The 23314-nt window shown below is 47.6% G+C and carries 19 protein-coding genes; 15 read left to right on the top strand and 4 right to left on the bottom strand.

From position 1 onward, the window contains the following. Positions 1-114 precede the first annotated feature (114 nt). The 14 genes from ilvD (at position 115) to J7K63_09770 (ending at position 16185) form a co-directional block, all read left to right on the top strand. Positions 115-1818 (top strand): dihydroxy-acid dehydratase, encoded by a 1704-nt coding sequence (gene ilvD / locus J7K63_09835; protein MCD6235319.1) that lies wholly within the window; start codon positions 115-117, stop codon positions 1816-1818. Continuing rightward, a complete protein-coding gene (ilvB, locus tag J7K63_09830; protein ID MCD6235318.1) occupies positions 1802-3538 on the top strand; it encodes a biosynthetic-type acetolactate synthase large subunit in 1737 nt (578 codons plus the stop codon). The genes ilvD and ilvB overlap by 17 nt, the downstream gene beginning before the upstream one ends. Then, on the top strand, positions 3538-4053 hold the full coding sequence (ilvN, locus tag J7K63_09825; GenBank protein ID MCD6235317.1) for an acetolactate synthase small subunit: 516 nt from the start codon (positions 3538-3540) through the stop codon (positions 4051-4053). Before ilvB ends, ilvN begins: the two co-directional genes overlap by 1 nt. Further along, positions 4049-5044 carry a ketol-acid reductoisomerase gene (gene ilvC / locus J7K63_09820; GenBank protein ID MCD6235316.1) on the top strand — a complete coding sequence of 332 codons (996 nt, stop codon included), beginning with the start codon at positions 4049-4051 and terminating at the stop codon, positions 5042-5044. The genes ilvN and ilvC overlap by 5 nt, the downstream gene beginning before the upstream one ends. A gap of 2 nt (positions 5045-5046) precedes the next feature. After that, entirely contained in the window at positions 5047-6630 is a 1584-nt protein-coding gene (locus J7K63_09815; GenBank protein ID MCD6235315.1) for a citramalate synthase, read from the top strand. After that, positions 6627-8171 carry a 2-isopropylmalate synthase gene (locus tag J7K63_09810; GenBank protein ID MCD6235314.1) on the top strand — a complete coding sequence of 515 codons (1545 nt, stop codon included), beginning with the start codon at positions 6627-6629 and terminating at the stop codon, positions 8169-8171. Before J7K63_09815 ends, J7K63_09810 begins: the two co-directional genes overlap by 4 nt. Positions 8172-8180: 9 nt before the next feature. Continuing rightward, positions 8181-9449, top strand: a complete 1269-nt coding sequence (locus tag J7K63_09805; protein ID MCD6235313.1) for a 3-isopropylmalate dehydratase large subunit — start codon at positions 8181-8183, stop codon at positions 9447-9449. Positions 9450-9451: 2 nt separating this feature from the next. After that, positions 9452-9943 carry a 3-isopropylmalate dehydratase small subunit gene (locus tag J7K63_09800; GenBank protein ID MCD6235312.1) on the top strand — a complete coding sequence of 164 codons (492 nt, stop codon included), beginning with the start codon at positions 9452-9454 and terminating at the stop codon, positions 9941-9943. Next, a complete protein-coding gene (gene leuB / locus J7K63_09795; protein MCD6235311.1) occupies positions 9940-11034 on the top strand; it encodes a 3-isopropylmalate dehydrogenase in 1095 nt (364 codons plus the stop codon). Before J7K63_09800 ends, leuB begins: the two co-directional genes overlap by 4 nt. A 15-nt stretch (positions 11035-11049) precedes the next feature. Continuing rightward, the gene (gene proC / locus J7K63_09790) at positions 11050-11892 is read left to right on the top strand and encodes a pyrroline-5-carboxylate reductase (protein ID MCD6235310.1); all 843 of its coding nucleotides are present in this window, start codon (positions 11050-11052) and stop codon (positions 11890-11892) included. Positions 11893-11895: 3 nt separating this feature from the next. Then, positions 11896-14337, top strand: a complete 2442-nt coding sequence (gene thrA, locus J7K63_09785) for a bifunctional aspartate kinase/homoserine dehydrogenase I (GenBank protein ID MCD6235309.1) — start codon at positions 11896-11898, stop codon at positions 14335-14337. A gap of 363 nt (positions 14338-14700) precedes the next feature. Further along, entirely contained in the window at positions 14701-15291 is a 591-nt protein-coding gene (locus tag J7K63_09780; GenBank protein ID MCD6235308.1) for a plasmid pRiA4b ORF-3 family protein, read from the top strand. A 131-nt stretch (positions 15292-15422) separates the two neighbouring features. Further along, complete coding sequence (locus tag J7K63_09775) at positions 15423-15626, top strand: CPBP family intramembrane metalloprotease (GenBank protein MCD6235307.1); 204 nt, start codon at positions 15423-15425, stop codon at positions 15624-15626. Positions 15627-15660: 34 nt separating this feature from the next. Next, positions 15661-16185, top strand: coding sequence for a transposase (locus tag J7K63_09770; protein ID MCD6235306.1), 525 nt, complete (start codon positions 15661-15663; stop codon positions 16183-16185). Positions 16186-16381: 196 nt separating this feature from the next. On the opposite strand, the gene zupT is transcribed toward J7K63_09770, so the two are convergent. The 4 genes from zupT to J7K63_09750 all read right to left on the bottom strand — a co-directional run bounded on the left by zupT (position 16382) and on the right by J7K63_09750 (position 20834). Further along, positions 16382-17284, bottom strand: coding sequence for a zinc transporter ZupT (gene zupT / locus J7K63_09765; protein ID MCD6235305.1), 903 nt, complete (start codon positions 17282-17284; stop codon positions 16382-16384). Between the two features lie 52 nt (positions 17285-17336). Beyond that, entirely contained in the window at positions 17337-18641 is a 1305-nt protein-coding gene (gene thrC / locus J7K63_09760) for a threonine synthase (GenBank protein MCD6235304.1), read from the bottom strand. After that, entirely contained in the window at positions 18638-19597 is a 960-nt protein-coding gene (locus J7K63_09755; protein MCD6235303.1) for a homoserine kinase, read from the bottom strand. Before J7K63_09755 ends, thrC begins: the two co-directional genes overlap by 4 nt. Before the next feature lie 82 nt (positions 19598-19679). After that, positions 19680-20834: a KamA family radical SAM protein gene (locus J7K63_09750; GenBank protein ID MCD6235302.1), complete on the bottom strand. Its 1155-nt coding sequence runs from the start codon at positions 20832-20834 to the stop codon at positions 19680-19682. 546 nt (positions 20835-21380) lie between these two features. Between J7K63_09750 and J7K63_09745 the strand changes: the two genes are divergently transcribed. Then, complete coding sequence (locus J7K63_09745; protein ID MCD6235301.1) at positions 21381-23303, top strand: hypothetical protein; 1923 nt, start codon at positions 21381-21383, stop codon at positions 23301-23303. Positions 23304-23314 lie beyond the last annotated feature (11 nt).

Here is a 23314-nt window from a genome sequence, read left to right as displayed (position 1 = left end):
GTAACCATTATCCTAATTCCGGGAGAGAAGGGGTGACGTAAATTATTTTTTCCACATAATTCACAGTAACCCCTTCCGAAAGAAGGGGTTTTTTTTTGAGAAAGGATTTTGAACATGCGAAGTGATGAAATTAAAAAAGGGATAGACCGGGCGCCTCACAGGGCATTGTTACGGGCTGCCGGCAAACGGCGTGAAGATTTCAACCGTCCTTTTATCGCCGTAGCAAACTCATATACGGATATTGTGCCGGGACATGTCAAGCTGCAGGAAGCGGGGAAAATTGTTAAAGATGCCGTATATGCCGGCGGCGGACTCCCTTTTGAATTCAACACCATTGCTATTTGTGACGGAATCGCCATGGGACACATGGGGATGCGCTATAGTCTGCCCAGCCGCGAACTGATTGCCGATTCCATGGAAAGCATGCTCCAAGCTCACGCATTCGACGGACTCGTATGCATTCCCAATTGCGATAAAATTATTCCCGGTATGCTCATGGCCGCAATGCGGGTGAATATTCCCGTCATTTTTGTCTCCGGCGGTCCCATGAAAGCCGGTAAAACACGAAAAAACAAGACTGTAGATCTTATTTCAGTCTTTGAAGGGATCGGTGCCTGTAAAGCCGGGCAAATCTCTTCTGAAGACCTGGAAGAAATTGAAGCCAGTGCCTGTCCCGGCTGGGGAAGCTGTTCCGGCATGTTTACGGCAAATTCCATGAACTGTCTGTGTGAGGCGCTGGGGCTGGCATTGCCGGGAAACGGGACTATCCTGGCGGAAGATCCCCGGCGAAAAGAGCTGTACCGGCAGGCCGGAGAAAAAATCGTTGATCTGGTCAGAAAAGACCTTAAACCGCGGGATATTGTCAACAAGGATTCACTCAACAATGCCATCGCCCTGGATATGGCCATGGGGGGCTCCACAAATACAGTTCTTCATACCCTAGCAGTTGCCGCCGAAGCCGAAGTCCCTTATACCCTTGAGAATATGGACATCATTTCTAAAAAGGTTCCCACCCTCTGCAAGGTATCTCCCTCCAGTTCATATCACATTGAAGATGTGGATCGTGCCGGCGGGATTTCCGCCATCCTGAATGAATTGTTGAAATCCCCCGGAATGTTGACAGGAAACTGCCTCACCGTCACGGGAAAAACCCTTGAGGAAAATGTCCAAAATGCCATAATCCGGGATTCGGCCGTCATTCATCCTTTAAAGGATGCCTACAGTCCCACCGGCGGATTGGCAATTCTCCGGGGGAATCTGGCACCGGAAGGCAGTGTGGTCAAATTTGCCGGTGTGGCGGAATCCATGCTCACATTTACAGGAAAAGCGGTGATTTTCGACAGTCAGGAAGAAGCATCCCTGGGTATATCAGAAGGAAAGGTACAGGCCGGCGATGTGGTGGTTATTCGCTATGAAGGACCTAAAGGTGGTCCCGGGATGCAGGAAATGCTCTCTCCCACCTCTCTGATCATGGGGCGCGGACTGGGAGAAAAAGTGGCTCTCATTACGGACGGCCGTTTTTCCGGCGGGACCCGCGGAGCCTGCATCGGGCATGTGGCTCCGGAAGCAGCAGCCGGAGGACCTATCGGACTTCTGAAAGACGGAGATATCATTGATATCGATATTCCGGCCGGTAAACTCTCTGTACGGCTGAGTCCAAAAGAACTGGCAGTCCGGAAAGAATCTCTGAACCACCCTGAACCCAGAATAAAAAGCGGTACGCTGGCCCGCTATGCCCAAATGGTCAGTTCCGCCAGTGAAGGAGCTGTTTTGAAACCGATAACATTCAAACCCCGAGGTCATGATGAAAGGCGCTGAAATTGTCATAGACGCCCTGAAGAGAGAAAAGGTGAAAACCGTCTTCGGCTATCCGGGAGGGGTGATGATACCCATTTTTGATGTTCTCTATTCAACACCGGAAATACGTTTCCTTCTGACCCGGCATGAACAGGGAGCGGTCCATGCGGCAGACGGATATGCCCGCTCCACCGGCAAAGTGGGTGTGTGCATGGTCACCTCCGGCCCCGGCGCAACCAATACCATCACCGGCATTGCCACAGCCAAAATGGACTCCGTTCCCCTTGTCATTCTGAGTGGACAGGTCCATACCAACAGTATCGGAACCGATGCTTTTCAGGAAACGGATATGGTGGGCTTAACACGATCCATCTGTAAACATAATTACCTGGTCAAAGATGTGAATGATCTGGCCAAAATCATTAAAGAGGCCTTTTACATCGCCCGTTCAGGACGTCCGGGGCCTGTTTCCATTGATCTGCCTGTAAATGTCCTGAATTCCAAAGTTAAAAATTATACATACCCGGCAACTATCAATCTGCCGGGATACAAACCCGTTATCCGGGGCAATCCCATGCAGATTGAAAAACTGGCCCGGGCTATTGATCGGGCAAAAAAGCCGCTTCTCTATACCGGCGGAGGAATTATCAGTTCCGGTGCCACGCAGACACTTCTCGGACTGCTGGATAAAACGCAAATTCCCATTGTCGTCACACTCATGGGACTGGGTAGTATCCCTTATGATCATCCGTGTTTTCTGGGAATGCCCGGCATGCACGGAACCATTGCAGCCAATAAAGCTCTCACCGAATGTGACCTGCTCATTGCCGTGGGAGTCCGCTTTGACGACCGGGTTACAGGCCCCCTGCATACCTTTGCACAACAGGCAACAATTGCCCATATCGACATTGATGCCTCGGAAATCGGGAAAAACGTAAAAACCTGTTTGCCCATTGTAGGCGATGCCGGCCAGGTGCTGACTGAACTGATAAAATGGGTAAAGCCCCGGCTGAAGGATGCCTGGAACGAACGGGTGGAATATTGGAAGGAGAAATATCCCACCCAATATCAACAGAAGAAACAGGGACCTGTGACTCCTCAATATGTAATAGACGCACTAAATGATGTGATCGATCCCGATGCCATTGTCGTGACGGATGTGGGGCAGCATCAGATGTGGACCGCCCTGTATCACCATTATCGCAAACCCCGTCATTTTCTGAGTTCAGGCGGACTGGGAACCATGGGGTTCGGGCTTCCGGCAGCCATGGGAGCAGCTTTGGGAAATCCGGATAAAAAAGTTATCTGCATTACAGGAGACGGCGGACTTCAGATGAACATTCAGGAGCTGGCCACCTGCGCCATAAACCGTTTCCCGGTGAAAATCATTGTCATCAATAATGCTTATCTGGGGATGGTCCGTCAATGGCAGGATCTCTTCTGGAATAAAAGATATTCCCAGGTATGCCTGAAACGGGGACCGGATTGTCCCGCCGAATGCCGGGGACTGGATGAAAAGTGTCCTCCCGATTACATTCCGGACTTTGTGAAAGTGGCTGAGGCCAACAGTGTGAAAGGACTGAAAGCCACCCGACCGGAAGAAGTCGTCCCCATACTCAAAAAGGGCCTTCATCATCCGGGTCCGGTTCTTATGGAATTCATAGTAAGCCGGGAGGAAAATGTATATCCCATGGTTTCAGCCGGCAAACCCCTCACGGACATCCTGACAGGAGAAGAATGATGGTGGAAAAACACACAATAATTATCACAGTCATGAATAATCCGGGGGTGCTGGCCCGTATATCCGGACTCCTTTTCCAGCGGGGTTATAACATTGAAAGCGCTATCGCCGCACCAACCGAAGATCCTGAAATTTACAAAGTTATCATTGTGGTTCAGGAAAGTGACGAACACATTGAGCAAATTGTAAAGCAGCTGAATAAACTGATCGGCACCATCCGGGTTGTGGATATATCCCATAAGGATAACTACATCGTCCGGGAATACATCATTTTAAAACTGGGAGTGCAGCAAAAATACCGGACAGACCTCCTGGAGCTGGCACGCCACTTTAACGCCCATGCAATTGATATTGAAACGGATCATATCATCATTGAGCTCTCGGGCAATCCCCGGAAAATTGACCGATTTATCGAGCTTGTCCGTCCCTTCGGCATCAAAGAGTATGTCCGGAGCGGCGAATTTGCCATGTCAGAATATCAAAAATCAAAAAAAGGAGAAAAAAATGGCAATTAAAATGTATTACGACCAGGATATTGATACACAGGTGTTGAAAGAAAAGACTGTGGCCGTCATCGGCTACGGGAGCCAGGGACATGCCCAGGCGCAAAATCTTCGGGATAGCGGTTTTAAAGTGATTGTTTCAGATGTTGAGGGATCGGATAACTACAAACTGGCCCAAAAACACGGATTCAAACCCAAAACGGCCGAAGAAGCCAGTGCGGAAGCCGATATTGTGCAAATTCTCCTGCCGGATGAAATTCAGAAAAAGGTCTATAGCGAATCCATTGAAAAAAATATGACGGGGGGCAAGGCACTGGTTTTTTCCCACGGATTCAATATCCATTTCAATCAGATTATTCCTCCGGAAAATGTAGATGTGTATATGGTTGCCCCCAAGGGTCCCGGTCATCTGGTTCGCTCACAGTATGAATCCGGCGCCGGTGTCCCTTCCCTGATCGCCATTTACCGGGATGCCACAGGAAAGGCCAGGGATCTGGCTCTGGCCCATGCAAGCGGCATCGGTGCCGGAAGGGCGGGCATTATTGAAACAAGCTTTAAAGAAGAAACCGAAACCGACCTCTTTGGCGAACAGGCCGTCCTTTGCGGCGGTATTACAGAACTGATTAAAAGTGGTTTTCAAACCCTGGTAGATGCCGGGTATCAGCCTGAAATCGCCTATTTTGAATGTCTGCATGAAATGAAACTCATTGTGGACCTTTTTTATCAGGGCGGCATCAGCGGCATGTACTATTCCGTGAGTGACACGGCAGAATATGGCGGCATGACCCGCGGCCCCCGCCTGATTGACGCAACGGTTCAGAATAAAATGAAAGAAATCCTTAAAGAGGTCCAGGATGGAACCTTTGCCGGGGAATGGATCCGTGAAAACCAGACAGGCCGGAAAATATTAACGGAAAAACGCCGGGAACATGCCGAACTGCTTATCGAAAAGACCGGAAAAAAACTCCGGAAAATGATGGCCTGGTTACAAAAGGACGCATAGATATGAATGTCACCTTGTTTGACACAACCCTTCGGGACGGGTCTCAAAGTGAAAACATCTCCTTTTCCGTAGAGGATAAACTCCATATTGCCCACAAACTGGATGAATTCGGAATCCACTATATTGAAGGCGGGTGGCCCGGTTCAAATCCCAAGGATATGCTATTTTTCCGGAAGGCCCGGGAAGAACGGTTCCGGCATGCCCGCATCGTGGCCTTTGGTTCCACCAAACATGCCCGGAATCCCGTAGAAAAGGATCCCAACATCAAAGCCCTGCTGGATGCCAAAACCCCGGCTGTATCCGTTTTCGGGAAAACCTGGATTTACCATGTCGAACAGGCATTACGCGTAAGCCGGAAACAGAACCTTGACATGATCCGCGACAGCGTGGCCTATCTGAAACAACACGGCCGGGAAGTCATTTTTGATGCCGAACATTTTTTTGACGGATACAAAGACAATGCCGAATATGCCCTGGCTTGCCTGAAAGCCGCGGAATCGGCCGGAGCCGATGTGCTGGTTTTATGCGATACAAACGGCGGAACATTGACTCATGACCTCGCCGAGATTGTAAAATTCGTAGGGACTGTGGTCAAATCTCCTCTGGGAATCCATGCCCATAATGATTCAGATCTTGCAGTGGCTAACAGTATTACGGCGGTGCTGAACGGGGCTGTCCATGTGCAGGGAACCATCAACGGATACGGAGAACGCTGTGGCAATGCCAATTTGTGCAGCATTATCCCCAATCTTCAGCTCAAAGCCGGATACCGGTGCATTCCCGATGAAAATATGTCCAAACTTACGGTTCTTTCCCATTACGTAAGTGAAATCTCCAACCTGATACTGAATAACACAACACCTTATACCGGCAAGAGTGCCTTTGCCCATAAGGGAGGTATTCATGTGAGTGCCGTCATGCGGAGACCCGATTCATACGAACATATCCGGCCTGAGCAGGTGGGAAATAAGCGGCGTGTACTTATTTCGGACCTGGCAGGAAAAAGCAATATTCTTTTCAAAAGTGCCGAACTGGGACTGGATCTGGCATTGGACAAAGAGCGGATCCCCGAGATTGTAAAACGTTTGAAGGAGCTGGAACACGAGGGCTATGAATTTGAAGCGGCAGAGAGTTCTCTGGAGCTTTTAATCAAACGGATGAAACAGGAATATCCCAATTTTTTCACCCTTCAGGGATTCCGAATCCTGAATGAAAAGGACGAAAACAACGAAATTCGTTCCGAAGCCACGATCCGGGCTGTTGTGGGCGGACGGGAAGAGCACACGGCAGCAGAAGGCGTGGGACCGGTCAACGCTCTGGATAAGGCCCTGAGGAAAGCCCTGATCAAATTCTATCCTGAAATTGAAGAGATGAAACTCACGGATTACAAAGTCCGTGTCATCAATGCCCGGGCTGGCACCTCGGCAAAAGTCCGGGTTCTGATCGAATCCTCCACCAACGGGAAAACCTGGAGCACAGTCGGCGTATCGGAAAATATCATTGAAGCAAGCTGGCAGGCCCTTACGGACAGTATTTCCTACTTTTTAATGAAACGACGTCAACATAAACCTTTGGAGACATCATGAGCAAGCGACGTATTATTCTTTTCGACACAACTCTCCGGGATGGCGAACAGAGTCCCGGAGCATCTCTCACGGTCAATGAAAAACTGGTTATTGCCAATCAGCTTGCCCGTTTGGGAGTAGATGTGATTGAAGCCGGCTTTCCCATCGCCTCCGAAGGGGATTTTGAAGCCGTAAAACAGGTGGCCCAAAACATCAAGGGACCGTCAATATGCGGTTTGGCCCGGGCAAATCATGCAGATATTGACCGGTGCTGGGAAGCGGTGAAATATGCAGAAAAACCCCGCATCCACACCTTTATCGCCACATCAAAAGTCCACCGGGAAGACAAGCTGAAAAAGAGTAAGAAAGAAATCATCGAAATCACCCGGAATGCCGTCAAACGGGCGAAAAGTTATTGCAACGATGTGGAATTTTCGCCGGAAGATGCTGCACGAACCAGTCTGGATTACATGTGCGACGTCGTCCGGGCTGCCATTGAAGCCGGCGCAACCACCATCAATATCCCCGATACGGTGGGTTATGCCGAACCGCCGGAATTTGGGAGCCGCATCCGGTATCTCTTTGATCATGTCCCCGAAGCCAACAATGTGGTCATCAGCGTTCATTGCCACAACGATCTGGGAAATGCCGTGGCAAACTCCCTGGCAGCTGTAGAGGCAGGAGCCACCCAGGTAGAAGGCTGCATCAACGGTATCGGTGAACGGGCCGGAAATGCATCCCTTGAAGAAATCATCATGAATCTGGTAACCCGTCAGGATTATTTCAATGCAGACATCGCCGTGGATACCCGGGAAATTTACAAAACCAGCCGGCTTCTGGCGAATCTGACGGGACTTGAAATCCAGCGGAATAAACCCATTGTGGGAGCCAATGTTTTTGCCCATGAAGCCGGGATTCATCAGCATGGTGTGCTGCAAAACCGTGAAACCTATGAAATCATGAAAGCGGAAGATGTGGGCTGGACCGGTGAAAATCTGGTGATCGGCAAACATTCAGGCAAACATGCCGTAACAGCCCTCCTGTCTGAAGAAGGGTTTCAGCTTTCGGATGATCAGATCCGGCAAATAACGGAAAAAGTAAAAGACCTGGCGGATAAGCAAAAAATGGTGGAACGGGACGATGTAATCGCCATTGCCCGGGACGTAACCAACCAGCTTTCGGAAGAGGAACAGTATGTGAAAATCGAAGAATTCGCCGTCTTCACCGGGTCAAACATGACACCCACTGCCTCGGTCAAACTCCGGGTATATGGTGATCAGAAAACAGCGTCCGGGACAGGTGACGGTCCGGTGGATGCCGTGAGCAACGCCATCTGGAATGTCATCGACCCCTCTCTGAAACTGGTGGAATACAACCTGAAAGCCATTACCGGTGGGACCGATGCCCTGGCGGATGTATCCATCAAACTTTCTGACGAGTCAGATAACATGTACATAGCCCGGGCACTGGATGAGGATGTGATCAAAGCCAGTGTCAAGGCCATCATCAAAGGGATCAACAAAGCCCTGAACTATAAAGAAAGAACCCTTCAAAACAATTGAGAGGATACCGTGGGATCAACCATTACCGAAAAAATACTGGCGGCCCATTGCGGTCGTGAAACCGTCCGTCCGGGTGAACTGATCAATGCAGAAATCGACGTTATCATGTGCCATGATGTAACGACCACCCCGGCCATTGACCTTTTAAAAGCCCATGGAAATCTCCATGTGGCATATCCGGACCGGGTTGTGATTATGCCGGACCACTTCGTGCCGAACAAAGATATAAAATCTGCCGAGATGGTAGCAAAAATCCGTCGCTGGGCCAGGGAAGAAAAGATAGAAAAATTCTACGAGATCGGCCGGCACGGAGTATGCCATGCCCTGTTGCCGGAACAGGGACACGTACGTCCCGGGACAACCATCATTTGCGGAGACAGTCACACATCCACCCATGGTGCGTTAAGTGCCTTTGCCACGGGAATCGGCAGCACGGATCTGGCCGCCGCTCTGGCAACAGGTGAACTCTGGTTCAAGGTTCCCGAAACTATCCTTTTCCGAATCCACGGGACCCTTCAGAAAGGAGTTTTTGCCAAGGATGTCATTCTTGAAATCATCCGGCGCATTGGTGTGGATGGCGCTCTGTACAAAACCATGGAATTCACCGGAAATGTGGTAGAGAACTTTTCCGTTGAATCCCGAATGACCCTGTGCAATATGGCCATTGAAGCCGGTGCCAAATCAGGTATTATCAATCCGGATGAAAAAACTTTGGATTATGTACAGACTCATTCAAATGAGATTTTTGACGTATATACCAGCGATCCGGATGCAGAATACAGTGATATCATTGATATTGACGTTTCGGATCTGGAGCCCATGGTGGCCCTCCCCCACCTCCCCTCCAATGGTAAGCCCGTATCGCAGATCGGTGACATTCCCATTGATCAGGCCTGGCTGGGAAGCTGCACAAACGGGCGTATTGAAGACTTGCGGAAAGCAGCAGTGGAAATGAATGGCAAAAAAGTAGCTAAGGGTGTCCGGATGATCGTGGTTCCGGCCACTTCGGATATTTGGAAACAGGCAAACCGGGAAGGCTTGCTGGATATTTTTATGGAGGCAGGAGCAACGGTTTCTGCACCCACATGCGGTGCCTGCCTGGGCGGACACATGGGGATTCTGGCTGCCGGTGAACGATGCATCAGCAGTACAAACCGGAATTTTGTCGGCCGCATGGGAAGTCCAGAATCGGAAGTTTACCTGGCCAGTCCGGCAACCGTTGCCGCCTCTGCCATCGCCGGAAAAATCGTGAACCCCAATGCATATAGACAGGATTGATCATGAAAGGAAAAGCACACTGTTATCCCAGAAATCACATCAATACCGATGAAATTATCCCGGCCCGTTACCTGAATATGGATCGGGAAAAAGAACTGGCAGCCCATGCAATGGAAGATATTGACAAAACATTTGTTAAAAATGTATCGGAAGGGGATTTTATTGTAGCCGGAGAGGATTTTGGCTGCGGCAGTTCCCGTGAACACGCCCTTTGGGCCTTGAGAGGCGCCGGAGTACAGGCCGTGATTGCCGGATCCTTTGCCCGGATTTTTTACCGGAATTGCATCAATAACGGATTTCTGGCCGTTGAATGTCCCGAAGCAACCCAAAAAGTCCGCACAGGCGACCATCTCTCCATCGACCTGAAAACCGGAAAAATCCTTAATGAATCGAAGCAGGAATCTTATACATTTACACCGGTCCCCGATTTTGCCCGTCGAATTATTGAATCAGGCGGACTGATGAAAACCATAGCACAAAAGGTAAAGCCATGACAAAAACATATCATATTGCCGTTTTACCCGGTGACGGGATCGGGCCGGAAGTGATGGCGGAGGCTTTGAAAGTGCTTAAGGCTGTCAGCAGAAAAGAAAATGTGACATTCCGGACACAAAAAGCATTGGTGGGTGGTGCCGCCTGGGATCAATATCACAGTCACCTTCCGGAAGAGACACTGAAAATCTGCCGGGATTCCGATGCGATTCTTTTCGGTTCTGTCGGCGGACCGGTCCGGGAACAAAACACTCCTAAGTGGCAGGGCGCGGAAGTTCATTCACTTTTAGGTCTGCGAAAAGCCTTCGGACTTTTTGCCAATCTCCGGCCTGCCAGACTTTTTCCGGCACTGGCTTTTACCTCTTCCCTGCGGCAGGATGTGGCACAAGAGGGATTTGATATCCTGGTCGTCCGGGAACTTACCGGCGGCATCTATTTTGGTCAGCCAAAAGGCCGTACCGGCACCGGTGAGGAAGAAAAAGCTTTTGATACCATGGTCTACAGCCGATGTGAAATCCGGCGAATTGCGCGGATCGCCTTTGAAATTGCCAGAAAGCGACGTAAAAAAGTTACTTCTGTCGATAAGGCAAATGTGCTGACGACTATGGTCTTTTGGCGCCAGGTTGTTGAAGAAGTGGCGTCAGATTATCCGGATGTGGCGTATGAACCCATGTATGTGGACAATGCCGCCATGCAACTGGTAAAAAAACCACAGCAATTTGATGTGTTGCTTTGCGGAAATATGTTTGGGGATATCCTGTCTGATGAAGCAGCCATGTTGACGGGGAGCCTGGGTATGCTTCCCAGTGCCAGCTTTGCCGGGTCCGGTTTCGGTATGTATGAACCGGGTGGCGGATCGGCGCCGGATATCGCCGGAAAAAAAATTGCCAATCCTATTGCACAGATTTTAAGTGCAGCCATGATGCTGAAATATTCACTCAATATGGAAAAAGCAGCAAATGAAATTGAAAAAGCCGTGGAAATGGTCCTTGCAGATGGTCACAGAACCGCTGATATAGCCGGAAAAGATGACACCCCGGTATCAACGGAAACCATGGGGGATCGAATCACTGAGACGTACAAACAATTATAACAAAAGAAGTCTGTCATGAAAGACACACAGATAGCCATTATCGGAGCGGGAAATATCGGAACGGCCATAGCCCGGGGATTTGTCCGGTCCGGCCTGATTCAAGCCGAAAACATTACACTGACCCGACGTCACACAGCTGCTCTTGAATCCTACCAACAGGAAGGGTATCACATCACAGCAGACAATCTTTCCGCCGTTCAATCCTGCAAAATCATTATTCTTGCCGTTGAACCTCAACAGGCAGAACCGGTTATGAAATCTATTGTACCTGTTTTAAAACCTGAAAGGCATATCTTTTTATCGGTTGTATCGGGATTATCCATTTCAGATATGCAGAATATTCTACCTGAGGACCTGCCTGTGGTCCGGGTCATGCCCAATACAGCCATTGCCATCCGGGAATCCATGACCTGTCTGGCAGCCGTAAACCGTCAGGAGCCGGCACTGAAAACTGCCGAGACACTTTTCAACACTCTGGGACAGACCCTCATTATTGATGAAGAACAGATGAGTGCTGCCACGGCCCTGGGAGCTTGCGGTATTGCCTTCTTCCTCAGGGCCATCCGGGCGGCTTCACAAGGAGGAATCGAAGTGGGTTTCCATGCCCGTGATGCTCTGAAAATTGCAGCTCAAACGGCAAAAGGGGCGGCCTCTCTGATTCAGACTTATGGGAACCATCCTGAACAGGAAATCGATAAAGTCACCACCCCTCTTGGATGCACCATTGCCGGTCTGAACCAGATGGAACATGAAGGATTCAGCTCCGCCATGATCAAAGGAATCAGACTGTCTGCAGAAAAAGCATCCGAACTCTATAAACCATCTGATAAACATTCACAGAAAAACAAGACGGATTAAACAATGATAATTCTGAAATTTGGCGGAACATCCGTCGGTACCCCGGAAAACATTCGTCAGGTTGGCCGGATTATCCGGAAAGCCCTTCAAAAGGATCCTGACATCAGCGTGATTGTCTCTGCCTTTAATGGGGTCACAAACGATTTAGTTCACCTGAGTGAACTGGCCCGGAAGCGGGATAAAAAATACGAAAAATTTCTGCACTCCTGTGAAAAACGCCATATCGATACCGTGAAAGCCCTGCTCCCCTCATCCCCCCAACCGGTTCTGCTGCGGGTTCAGGAAGTCTTCCATGAATTACGGGAGATCCTTCATGGAATTTACCTGCTGAAAGAATTGACACCCCGTTCTGCCGATTTGATCATGGGATTCGGCGAGCAGCTTTCGGCTTATATTATCAGCCGGTATCTGGTATCGCAGGGCATGTCTGCCTTGTATACAGATGCGCGGAAACTCCTGGTGACAGACGATGTACATGGTCATGCCAATCTCCTTTATCAGAAATCAGCCCGGAAAATCCGGCGGTATTACGAAAAACATCCGGGCTTGAAAATTATTACAGGCTTTATCGCCACGACATCCGACGGGATTTCAACCACCCTGGGACGAGGCGGATCGGATTTGACAGCATCTTTTCTGGGAGCGGTGCTGAAAGCCCGTGAAATTCAGATCTGGACCGATGTTGACGGAGTGATGAGCGCCGACCCGGGAAAGGTTCCCGGGGCATTTTGTCTGAAGACACTGAGCTATGAAGAAGCGATGGAATTTTCCCATTTTGGCGCGAAAGTCCTCCATCCTCCAACCATCCAACCGGCCATGAAAAAAGGCATTCCGATCCGCATTCTGAATACATTCAATCCGGATTTCGAAGGCACCCTTGTCCAAAAAGATCCATTACATCATGAATTCCCGGCCAAAGGAATCACATCCATTCATCAAATTGCCTTATTAACCCTTCAGGGTTCGGGCATGACGGGTGTCACGGGAATATCCGGCAGGGCCTTTTCAATCCTGGACAATCACGATATCAGTGTTATCCTTATCAGTCAGGCATCCTCTGAACATTCGATTTGTCTGGCAGTAAAACCTGAAAATGCCCTGCCGGCCAAAAAAGCCATTGAAAAAGAATTTGAACTGGAAATTAAAGCACATATTATGGACCGTGTCCTGATTGAAAAAGACCTTTCTGTGGTAGCCCTGGTCGGTGAAAGCATGCGGAAAACACCGGGTATAGCCGGCAGATTGTTTCACGCCCTGGCCGAGCGGTCTGTTAATGTTGTAGCCATTGCCCAGGGTTCATCAGAATTGAATATCTCTGTCGTCGTATCCCAGGCAGATGAAATCCGGGCCCTTCAGGCAATTCATGAAGCCTTTTTTTCCCGGGTGCAAAGACTGAATTTGCTTTTATGCGGGACCGGCCTGATCGGAAGCGAGTTCCTCAGGCAACTGGCTGAAAACCACGACAGAATCCGGAAAAACCAAAATCTCGACTTACATTTAATCGGATTGGCCAATGCGGATTATGGTATTTTTTGTGCCGAAGGAATTCAAGCGGCTGAATGGCAAAAAGTATTGACCCGGGGACAACAGAATCCCGATTCCGGATTTTTTCAGCGACAATTGAAAAACTATAACGGAGGTAAAACGGTCTTTATTGACCTGACAGCCAGTAGAGAAATAAGCCAGACTTATGGGGACTATTTAAAAAACGGGATTTCGGTTGTAGCTGCCAATAAAATTGCGAACACCGGAGATTATGACAGTTATCGCTCCCTTCAGGCTCTCAGTCGGCGGAAAGGAGTCTTTTTCCGTTATGAAACCAACGTGGGAGCCGGACTTCCGGTCATCCGGACCCTGAAAAGCCTTTTGGAAACCGGTGATAAGGTTCTCAAAATCGAAGCCATTCTCAGCGGCACCCTCAGTTATATTTTCAACACCTTTCAATCCGGTGGAAAAGCATTCAGTGAAGTCATACGGGAAGCTCAGGAAAAAGGATTTACCGAGCCTGATCCCCGGAATGACCTGAAAGGGCTCGATTTTGCCCGGAAACTTCTGATATTAATGCGGGAATGCGGCGAACCGGTGAATCTTGAAGACATCCGGATTGATCCTCTCCTTCCGGCGGCATGTTTTCAGGCACCGTCGGTAGAAGAAACCTATGCAATTCTGAAAGATTTCGATCCGCAATTTGAAAAAGCTCGTCTTGCCGCTGCAAAAAACAAACGGCTCTTACGGTATATCGGGACCTATGAAAAAGGGAAGGGAACAATTGAGTTGACGGAAATAAAACCCGATCACCCCTTTGCCGGCCTGAAAGGCAGTGATAACGCCGTCATATTTACAACAGAACGATATTTTGAAAATCCCCTGGTCATTCAGGGTCCCGGAGCCGGAGCAGAAGTAACGGCAGCGGGAATTATGAGTGAATTGATAATAGAAAATTGAGAAAAGAGTCTTTTGCAATTTTGTATTAGTTATCATTTATTTATTTGTTAATTGAGTGCACTATAACCGTGCCATTTTTTATCTGTAAAAAGTTCAAAGTTTTTCAAATTCAGGCAAAGCACAAATGATAAAGGCACTTTCTCCTTGATTGCTATCTGTGAGATAAAGTATATTCGGCCAAAGCTAATAAGACAATGATAGGAAGAATGATTACATCTAAAGAAAAAATATACGCCATATGGCACATATCATTCCATAACGGATGCATAAACGAAATATGGCGTATACACAAACGTTAGGCGAAATGCGTCCTATAAAACTAAATATATATGTGATAGCACCATTCACGATTGATAAGGAGGTATTAGAGTGAAAAATCGAATATATCAATTTAAAATCACGCTGTGGGGTATTAGACCACCTATTTGGCGACGAATCCAAGTTCCGGAAACCTATACGTTTTGGGACCTACACGTTGCTATTCAAGATGCCATGGGTTGGGCGGACTATCATCTTCATGAATTTGAAATTACTTCTCCCCAAAGCCGAGGAAAAACGAGAATAGGAATCCCGGAGGGAGATTTTGACAGAGAAGTTCTTCCAGGATGGAAACAAAAAATAGCCGACTATTTCACACAAGAGAATAGAACAGCAAATTACATGTATGATTTTGGTGATGGTTGGGAGCACAAAATAGAGTTAGAAAAAATCCTTCCCCGAGAAAAGAACGTCAAATATCCTACATGTATCAAAGGGAAACGGGCATGTCCACCAGAAGATTGTGGTGGAATTGGTGGTTATTACAACTTATTGGAGATTATGGGAAACCCCAATCATGAAGAGTATGATGATATGTTGGAATGGCTCGGTGAAGAATTTGATCCTGAACATTTCGATATTAACGAGGTAATGTTTGATGATCCTAATAAACGACGCAAAATTGCAATTGGATAACGGACGCACATCGCCTAACACGATGTATGCAGCTACGGCACTTCGTGCCTTCACCCAAATGCCTCGCTACGCTCGGCACTTCGCATACACCTGGCCGTTAGGCGCACCATCACGGGTTCTCTCGTTCTGATATGGAGACACATCCTGGAACCCTTGCGTTCATGCTGCTGCTGTCGTTCATCTTCCCAGCCGTCGAGGAGATAGGACTTCGCGGGCACTGGCTTGATGAGCTGCAACAGCGTTTCGACCCAGTAGTCGCCGGTCTGCTCCACGGAGCAGCCTGGGCAGTCTGGCATACGCCTTTTGTCTGGTTCCCGGGCTACTCTACGGTCTGACCGAGGAAGAGATAAAGATTGTGGAGGGAGAAGGATAAAATACAATCCGGACATCCATCATCGCCGATCGATTCGATTGCAGGGATATGATTATTCATCGCCCGGTGCGTATTTTGTTACCATTTGCACCCAAAACCGGGAATGTTTGTTCGGGGATATTGTAAATGGGAAAATGGTTTTGAATGATATCGGGAAAATTGTTGCGGATGAATGGATAAAAACCGGTGATATACGGGATGAAATTGAATTGGATGCATGGGTGGTCATGCCCAATCATTTTCATGGAATTGTGATGATCCGTAGGGGCGACCAGCCGGTCGCCCCTACCTCGGCGCCATTGCCGGGACCCCGCCCGAAATCCATTGGTTCATTGATGTCCGGTTTTAAATCCGCCGTCACAAAACGCATTAATAAAATACGTCAAACACCAGGGATATCCGTTTGGCAACGCAATTTTTACGAACATATCATCCGCAATGAAACCGAATTGGGCAACATCCGGCAATACATTATCAACAACCCATTAAATTGGCGATCTGATGAAAATTATAAATTCTGAAGACAGGAAAATCCTTTCCATCACCATAGGTGTAGGGGCGACCGGCCGGTCGCCCCTACACCTATGACCTTTACGGCCTGACCGGGGATGAAATCAGGATTGTGGAAGGGGAAAAACAATACCATATCTTTTTACAGAAAAAATGTTGCTTAATCAACTCACAATTACCCTGTTTTCAATTTCTCATTTTCAATGATCAATTCATCAGTAAAAGACTCAGGGCCATGACAATCATCCCCCCCATGAGACCCAACAGGCTATCGTGTCCTTTTCCGTAGGCTCTGCTTGTGGGTAATAGCTGATCCAGGCTGATATAGACCATAATGCCGGCAACAGCAGCAAAGAGAATTCCCATCACCTGTGGAGGAATTTCTCCCGAATCACCAGCCAGAAAAAAACGTATTCCCAGATACCCGATAACAGCACCAATTGGTTCTGCCAGTCCGCTGATAAAGGAATATCTGAAGGCTTTTTTCCGGTCTCCCGTGGCATAAAAAATAGGAACGGATACACTGATGCCTTCGGGAATATTATGAAGGGCGATGGCAAAGGTGATGGCAATGGCCAGATGAGGATCTTTCAGTCCTGACAAAAATGTTACCAGCCCTTCCGGAAAATTGTGAATTGTGATGGCTAATGCCGTAAAAAGTCCGAGTCTTAAAAGATGAGCATGGTGGATATGATGGATATGGTTGCTTGTTTCTTCATCAATCCCACCCCGGGTTACCTGTTTCAAATCGGGGAATTCTGCCTGAGGATCATGGAGAGGAGCCGTTGCACGCTCGTCAAAAGGTTCATGTGGGTTTTCAATGGAAGGAATGAGAATATCAATGAGGGCAATGAGAAAGATACCACCGAAAAATGCAGCTGTGTTAATCCAGGATCCCAGGTTTTCACCATACGCCTTACCTAAAGAATCAAATCCTTTATAAAATATTTCCACAAAGGAAACGTATAGCATTACACCGGCGGAAAATCCTGTGGAAACAGACAGAAAACGATAATTCGTCCGTTTGGATGTAAAAGCAATGACACTGCCGATACCTGTAGCCATGCCTGCAATCAGTGTTAATCCAAAAGCCCTCCATACATTTTCCATCCCTTAACATGTCTCCTTATAAATCCTCCGGACTGAAATCCGGGAGCTGACCTTAATTCATTCTCAATATCTCCACAAAAGCCTCATAATCATTCTCCAGGGGGATAGACAAAAGAGGCTTTTTCAGACAGTCCGCCAGTTGTTCCGGAAGGGGAATTTCCTTTCCGGTGACTTCTTCCACAATTGGTTTAAATTTTGCAGGGTGGGCTGTTTCAAGAAAAATGCCTGTCACCGTTTTTTTCTCAGTTTTCAGGTAATCTTCAAGTCCAAGAAGTCCTACAGCCCCATGGGGATCGCAAATGTATCCGGTTTTTTCCATTACCTCCCGGATTTTATCTTTTGTTTCCTCATCGGAGTATCCCCTCCCCCAAATATCACGGGTTATGGCCTGATGGGAATGATTATAGAGATCCAGAATCCGGTCAAAATTGCTGGGATTCCCCACGTCCATAGCGCTGGAGATCGTTTGAACAGATGGGCGGGGTTTGAAGCGGGCGGTGTTCAGATATTCGGGCACCACATCATTCACATTCGCAGCATCCACAAAACGACGGATAGGGAGTCCCATGCGTTTGGCCAGGAGCCCGGCCGTTAAATTTCCGAAATTCCCGCTGGGAACCGAGAAAACACAATCCTGTCGTTCCCTTTCGTCAAGTTGTCCCCAGGCACGAAAATAGTAAAAAATCTGGGGTATCAGACGAGCGATATTGATGGAATTGGCCGAACTTATCATGGAGGGCCTGCGGAGAGATTCATCCGCCAGTGCTTTTTTCACCAGAGCCTGACAATCATCAAACACGCCATGGACTTTCAGGGCCGTAACATTTTTGCCCAGCGTGGCAATTTGTTTTTCCTGAATTTTACTGACTTTTCCGGCAGGATACAGGACATAAACACGGATGCCCGGGATGTTGTAAAATCCGTTTGCCACGGCGCTGCCCGTATCACCGGATGTGGCAACCAGAATCTTAAGTTCTTTTGAAAGGTTTTGAGTAAAAACCGCCATGAGTCTGGACATGAACCGGGCTCCGAAATCCTTGAAAGCCAGGGTGGGACCATGAAATAGTTCAAGGGTATAAATGTGATCCGAAACGGGAACCAGGGGGGCATCAAAGGGAAAAGCATCCTTCACAAGGTCTTCCAGTTTCTGTTCACTGATCTCTCCATCCACAAAATACCGGGCAAGTTCAAAAGCTAATTCCGGAAAAGAGAGATCCGGCACGCTCTTTAAAAATTCCCGGGGTAAAACCGGAACAGATACCGGCATATAGAGTCCTTGATCCGACGGCATTCCTGTTAAAACAGCCTTTCTCAGGCTGATCCGGAGTGATTTGTCTTTTGTGCTGTAAAATTTCATATTTTCTGTGATTCCTGCTTAATGATGCGTGGACCTTCGGGATTTATCAGTGATATCCAGGTTTGATATGAAATTTGGAATTTATCATAAATTGCGCCCATGGCTTGCCGGACCTGTTGTGCAGTTTCTTTACCTTTTGAGAAAGCAAAAACAGTCGGACCGGATCCGGAAATACCCCATCCCAGGGCACCGGCATCCCGTGCCGATTTTGTTACAAGGGTGTAATGTGGAATAAGTGCAGCCCGTACCGGTTCGGCAACCAAATCTTCCATGGAACGGGCAATCAAATCATAGTCGGACAGGCAAAAACCCGCTGCCAGTCCCGCCGTATTTCCCCATTGCCGGATAGCTGTTTCAAGAGGGATGGATTGTGGAATCAGTCCCCGGGCCTTGCGGGTTTCAATTTCAACCCGGGGGTAGATCAGGGTACAATAAAGATCTTCAGGGACAGGCAAATGTCGGATATCCAGGGGATGATAGCTGCGAATCAGGACAAAGCCTCCCAAGAGGGACGGTATCACGTTATCTCCGTGAGCGGATCCACAGGCAGATTTTTCTGATTGCAGTCCAAATTTCAAAAGGGCTTTACTGTCAACCGGGTGTCCCAGCAAGCGATTCAAACCAAAAAGAGCTGCTGCCGCACCGGCAGCACTGGAACCGAGTCCGCTTCCAATGGGTAATCCTTTAAAAAGTTCGATGTCAACGCCAACCTCTGGTGCATAGGTATTCAGAAACGCCTGTGCAGCAACACCGGCTGTGTTTTTTACAGGATCCGTAGGCAACAATCCTCCATCCCCGTGGATTGCCTGAATCCGGACGCCCGGTGTATCCCGAAGCGTCAGAATCACTTCATCTCCCGGTTCATAAACTGCAAACCCAAAAACATCAAAACCACAGGAAACATTTGCCACCGTTGCCGGCGCAAAAACACGAATGGTTTGTGTATTTTTCTTCATCCTCAAGCTGCTTTCCCGGTGAATCCGGACTCACCTTTTCCACCAGCCCGACATTCATCATTCATCATTTAATTCAGAATTCTCACCAATACGTATACGGATCCATATCCCCCTCGAGTCCTTCCTGCTTCAGCCAGGCCTTATACTCGTCAAAATCATCCAGCCAGAAGGCTTCAGGGTTTGTTTTGAAGATCATCACCCTGGAACGGTTTTCAGGATCGGCGTTCCGGTGATATTTCATCACGGTATGTTCCGGTGTGACGGCGAGAATTTCGATTTTGCCGGTTTTATGGGACATCACCATCCGTGCCCTGCGTCCCAGTCCGGAAACCATGTCCTTTGCCTTTTCCAGAATATCCCAGCCTTTGGCGATGGGAACGGCAAAAGTTTTATTCCCAAGGGTGGGTCGGCATTGAAAGATATAATACGGAGGAATATCCAGGACATTCAGCTGAAGAAAAAGATCCGCCAATACCCGGGGGTCATCATTCACACCACGTATCAGGGGAGTCTGATTGACAAGGGCAGCACCGGACTGGCGTAAAATCTTCAAGGCCTGCCGACTCTGTTTTGTCAACTCCCGGGGATGATTGATATGCAGCATCAGATAGATTTTCTTATCCCCGTTGGAATACCGTTGAATCATATCAGTCAGTGAGGGATCTTCCAAAATCCGGTAGGGATTGAATAAGGGAATTTTAGTTCCGATACGAACAATCCGGACATGGGGAATTTCAGCCACTTTCCGGATCAGGTCTTCCAGTTTCGGTGTGGACATAATCAGGGGATCACCTCCGGTAATGAGGACATTGAGGATTTCCGGATGGTTCCGGATATACTCGATACCTTCATTATAGCGACGAGTGACTTCCTTGTTCTCATGCATAAAAAGCCGTTTTCTGAAACAGAACCGGCAAAAAGCTCCACAGGTATCCTGAGAAATGAAGAGGGCTGTATCCCGATACTTGTGTTCCACACCGGGAACCCGGACATACTTGGATTCACCTGAAGCATCCAGTGACCCCCATTCCACAAACTCATCCTCCGTGGGAATGATTATCCGGCGTATGGGATCAGCCGGATCATTCCAATTGATGAGTCCCAAATAGTATTCATTCGCCCGGAAGGCAAACTTATCCTCAATTTTTGACAGCCGTTCCTTCTCCTCTTCCGTCAGTCCTTTTACATTTTTAATGTGTGTAATATATTTTACGGATTTCACATAACCTCCTTTCATCTCACAGGCAAATTGTATGAAAAGGCTTAACCTTGTAGTTTAAAAGTCTGATTTTAAAGAGTAAAGCGGAATTTTCGCGGTTTCTCCTCTTCTATGGATATGTCTGACGTGATTCCAATCTGCCGAAACAAATAATTATTTAATAAATTTAAGGGATAAATCTTCAATTTGTCGAATATTTTTAATTTTACCATGCTTCTATTCTATATATTTGATTTATTTTCGAAGAATATTCAATATCGAAAGAGAAGAAATGTATGGAATTGTCTGCTGTTTTGAGCTCCGGAGCAGAAGATTTTAAGACGGATAGCAGGATATATCGTGACAGTCCGTTATGAAATCCACTTCATGCTTTATGAAGATCCGGATGTGGTGATAAACATCAATCCGGCAGATAAAATGATTCTGAAGGGTTGGATGTAAAAGTATCTGATTCATGTATTTATCATGATTTTTTTTCGTGAATACTCACCCTTTTTTTAGTAGTTTCCACCTGACCTGAAATGAATATGATATAAATAACTAAAGAATGTCTGGAGAGAGACAATGAAAAAAACTGCACTGTTATGGATGATCCTGTCGGTATTGATTCTTGCCGGATGCGGTGGGTCCGGAGACAAACCGAAATCTTCAGCCGATGCTTTGTATAACGGAAAACCTGCACCGAAAGATACGGTCACACCTCCTGAAGAAGGTGGATATGGTTTTGAAAATATTGCCCGGGATCTGGGATATGAAACATACATCCTCAATCCGGAGACGGACTACCCGGCTTTTGGTGATCCCCGGGCTAAAAAAGGGGGAACCCTGACGCATATTTCATCCCGTTTTCCCGCCACAATGCGAATTATAGGACAAAATTACAATTATGAAGAAAACATCAGTATCATTGCTCCCTTATGCTACGAAAGTCTGCTGGGCCTCCATCCTGTTACGCTGGAATATGTCCCGGCTCTTGCCTCCCACTGGAAAATATCCGATGATAAAATGACTTATTGGTTTCGGATCAATCCCGATGCCCGTTTCAGCGACGGCCGGCCTGTAACTGCCGAAGATGTCATAGCCACCTGGGATCTGCACATGGATGAAACCATTCTTATGCCTTCAAGTCAGCTGGTATACGGCAAATTTGAGCGTCCCGAAGCAGAAGGGAAATATATCGTCAAAGTAAAAAGCAAAAACCTGAACTGGCGTAACTTCCTCTATTTCAGCGGAATGAACATCATGCCGGCATATTATCTCCGCCAGGTGGATGGAACGGAATTTCTGAAACGGTACCAGTATACCATGGTGCCCGGTTCCGGTCCATACGTTATCTATCCCGAAGATATCATCAACCAGGAGTCTTTTACCTTTACACGCCGGGATAATTACTGGGCTGCCGAGAATCCCTTGAATAAATATGTCCACAACTTTGACAGGGTCAAAATCGTCGTCGTCAAAGACAATCGGAGTTTGATGTTTGAGAAATTCAAGAAGGGAGAATGTGATTTTTATCCTGTCTACAGTGCTCGTGAATGGCACGAAGAAACGGATTTTGAAGCAGTCCAAAAAGGTTGGGTTCAGAAACGCAAAGTTTTTTCAAACCGCCCTGCAGGGACATCCGGTTTTGCCTTTAACATGCGTAAATGGCCCTTCAATGACCGGAGAATCCGGTATGCGTTTGCCTACCTGTATAACCGGGAAAAAATGAATGAAGAGATGTATTACAATGAATACGATATGATGAATTCGTTGTATACCGGTTCTGTTTATGAAAACCCCAATAACGAAAAAATCACATACAATCCCGAAAAGGCCGTCCAGCTTTTGAAAGAAGCAGGATTTACCAAACGGAACCAGGATGGCTGGCTGGTAAACAACGAGGGAAAAGTCCTTCGTTTTGAAATCGCCATACAAAAATCCGTGGATTACATGGTAACGCCAGTTCAACAGATGATGAAGGATTACGGGATTGACATGCAAATCAAATACATGGACGGTAATGCCATTTGGAAAAACCTGATGGACCGGAATTTTACGATCTTCATGCAAAGTTGGGGCGGACTTGTTTTCCCGAATCCGGAAACAACCCTTCACTCTTCCCTGGCGGATAAAAAAAATAATAACAATATCAGCGGCTTTGCCAATGAACGGGTTGATGAATTATTGGAAGAGTATGACAAGTGTTTTGATCAGAAACGCCGCATAGAAATCATCCGGGAGATTGACGGCATTTACTCCGATATCCATCCCGCAGCATGGGGTATTGCCCGACGCTCTATGAATATTCTATACTGGAACAAACTGGGGCATCCGGAATTTGTTTTTGACCGTTACAACGGAGACTATACCAGTATTTTCAGATACTGGTGGTATGAACCGGAAAAAGATGCCCTGCTGAAAGAGGCCATGAAAAACAACACCTCCCTGCCGAAAGGCGAGATGATTGTCCGTTATTGGGATAAATATAAAAATACGGACATCTGAAAGGGACCTCA

The sequence above is a fragment of the Candidatus Neomarinimicrobiota bacterium genome (assembly GCA_021157965.1).
Lineage (GTDB): Bacteria > Fidelibacterota > Fidelibacteria > Fidelibacterales > Fidelibacteraceae > Fidelibacter.
The sequence above is the reverse complement of the archived record's forward strand: the minus strand, read 5'-3'. Positions and strand labels throughout refer to the sequence as shown.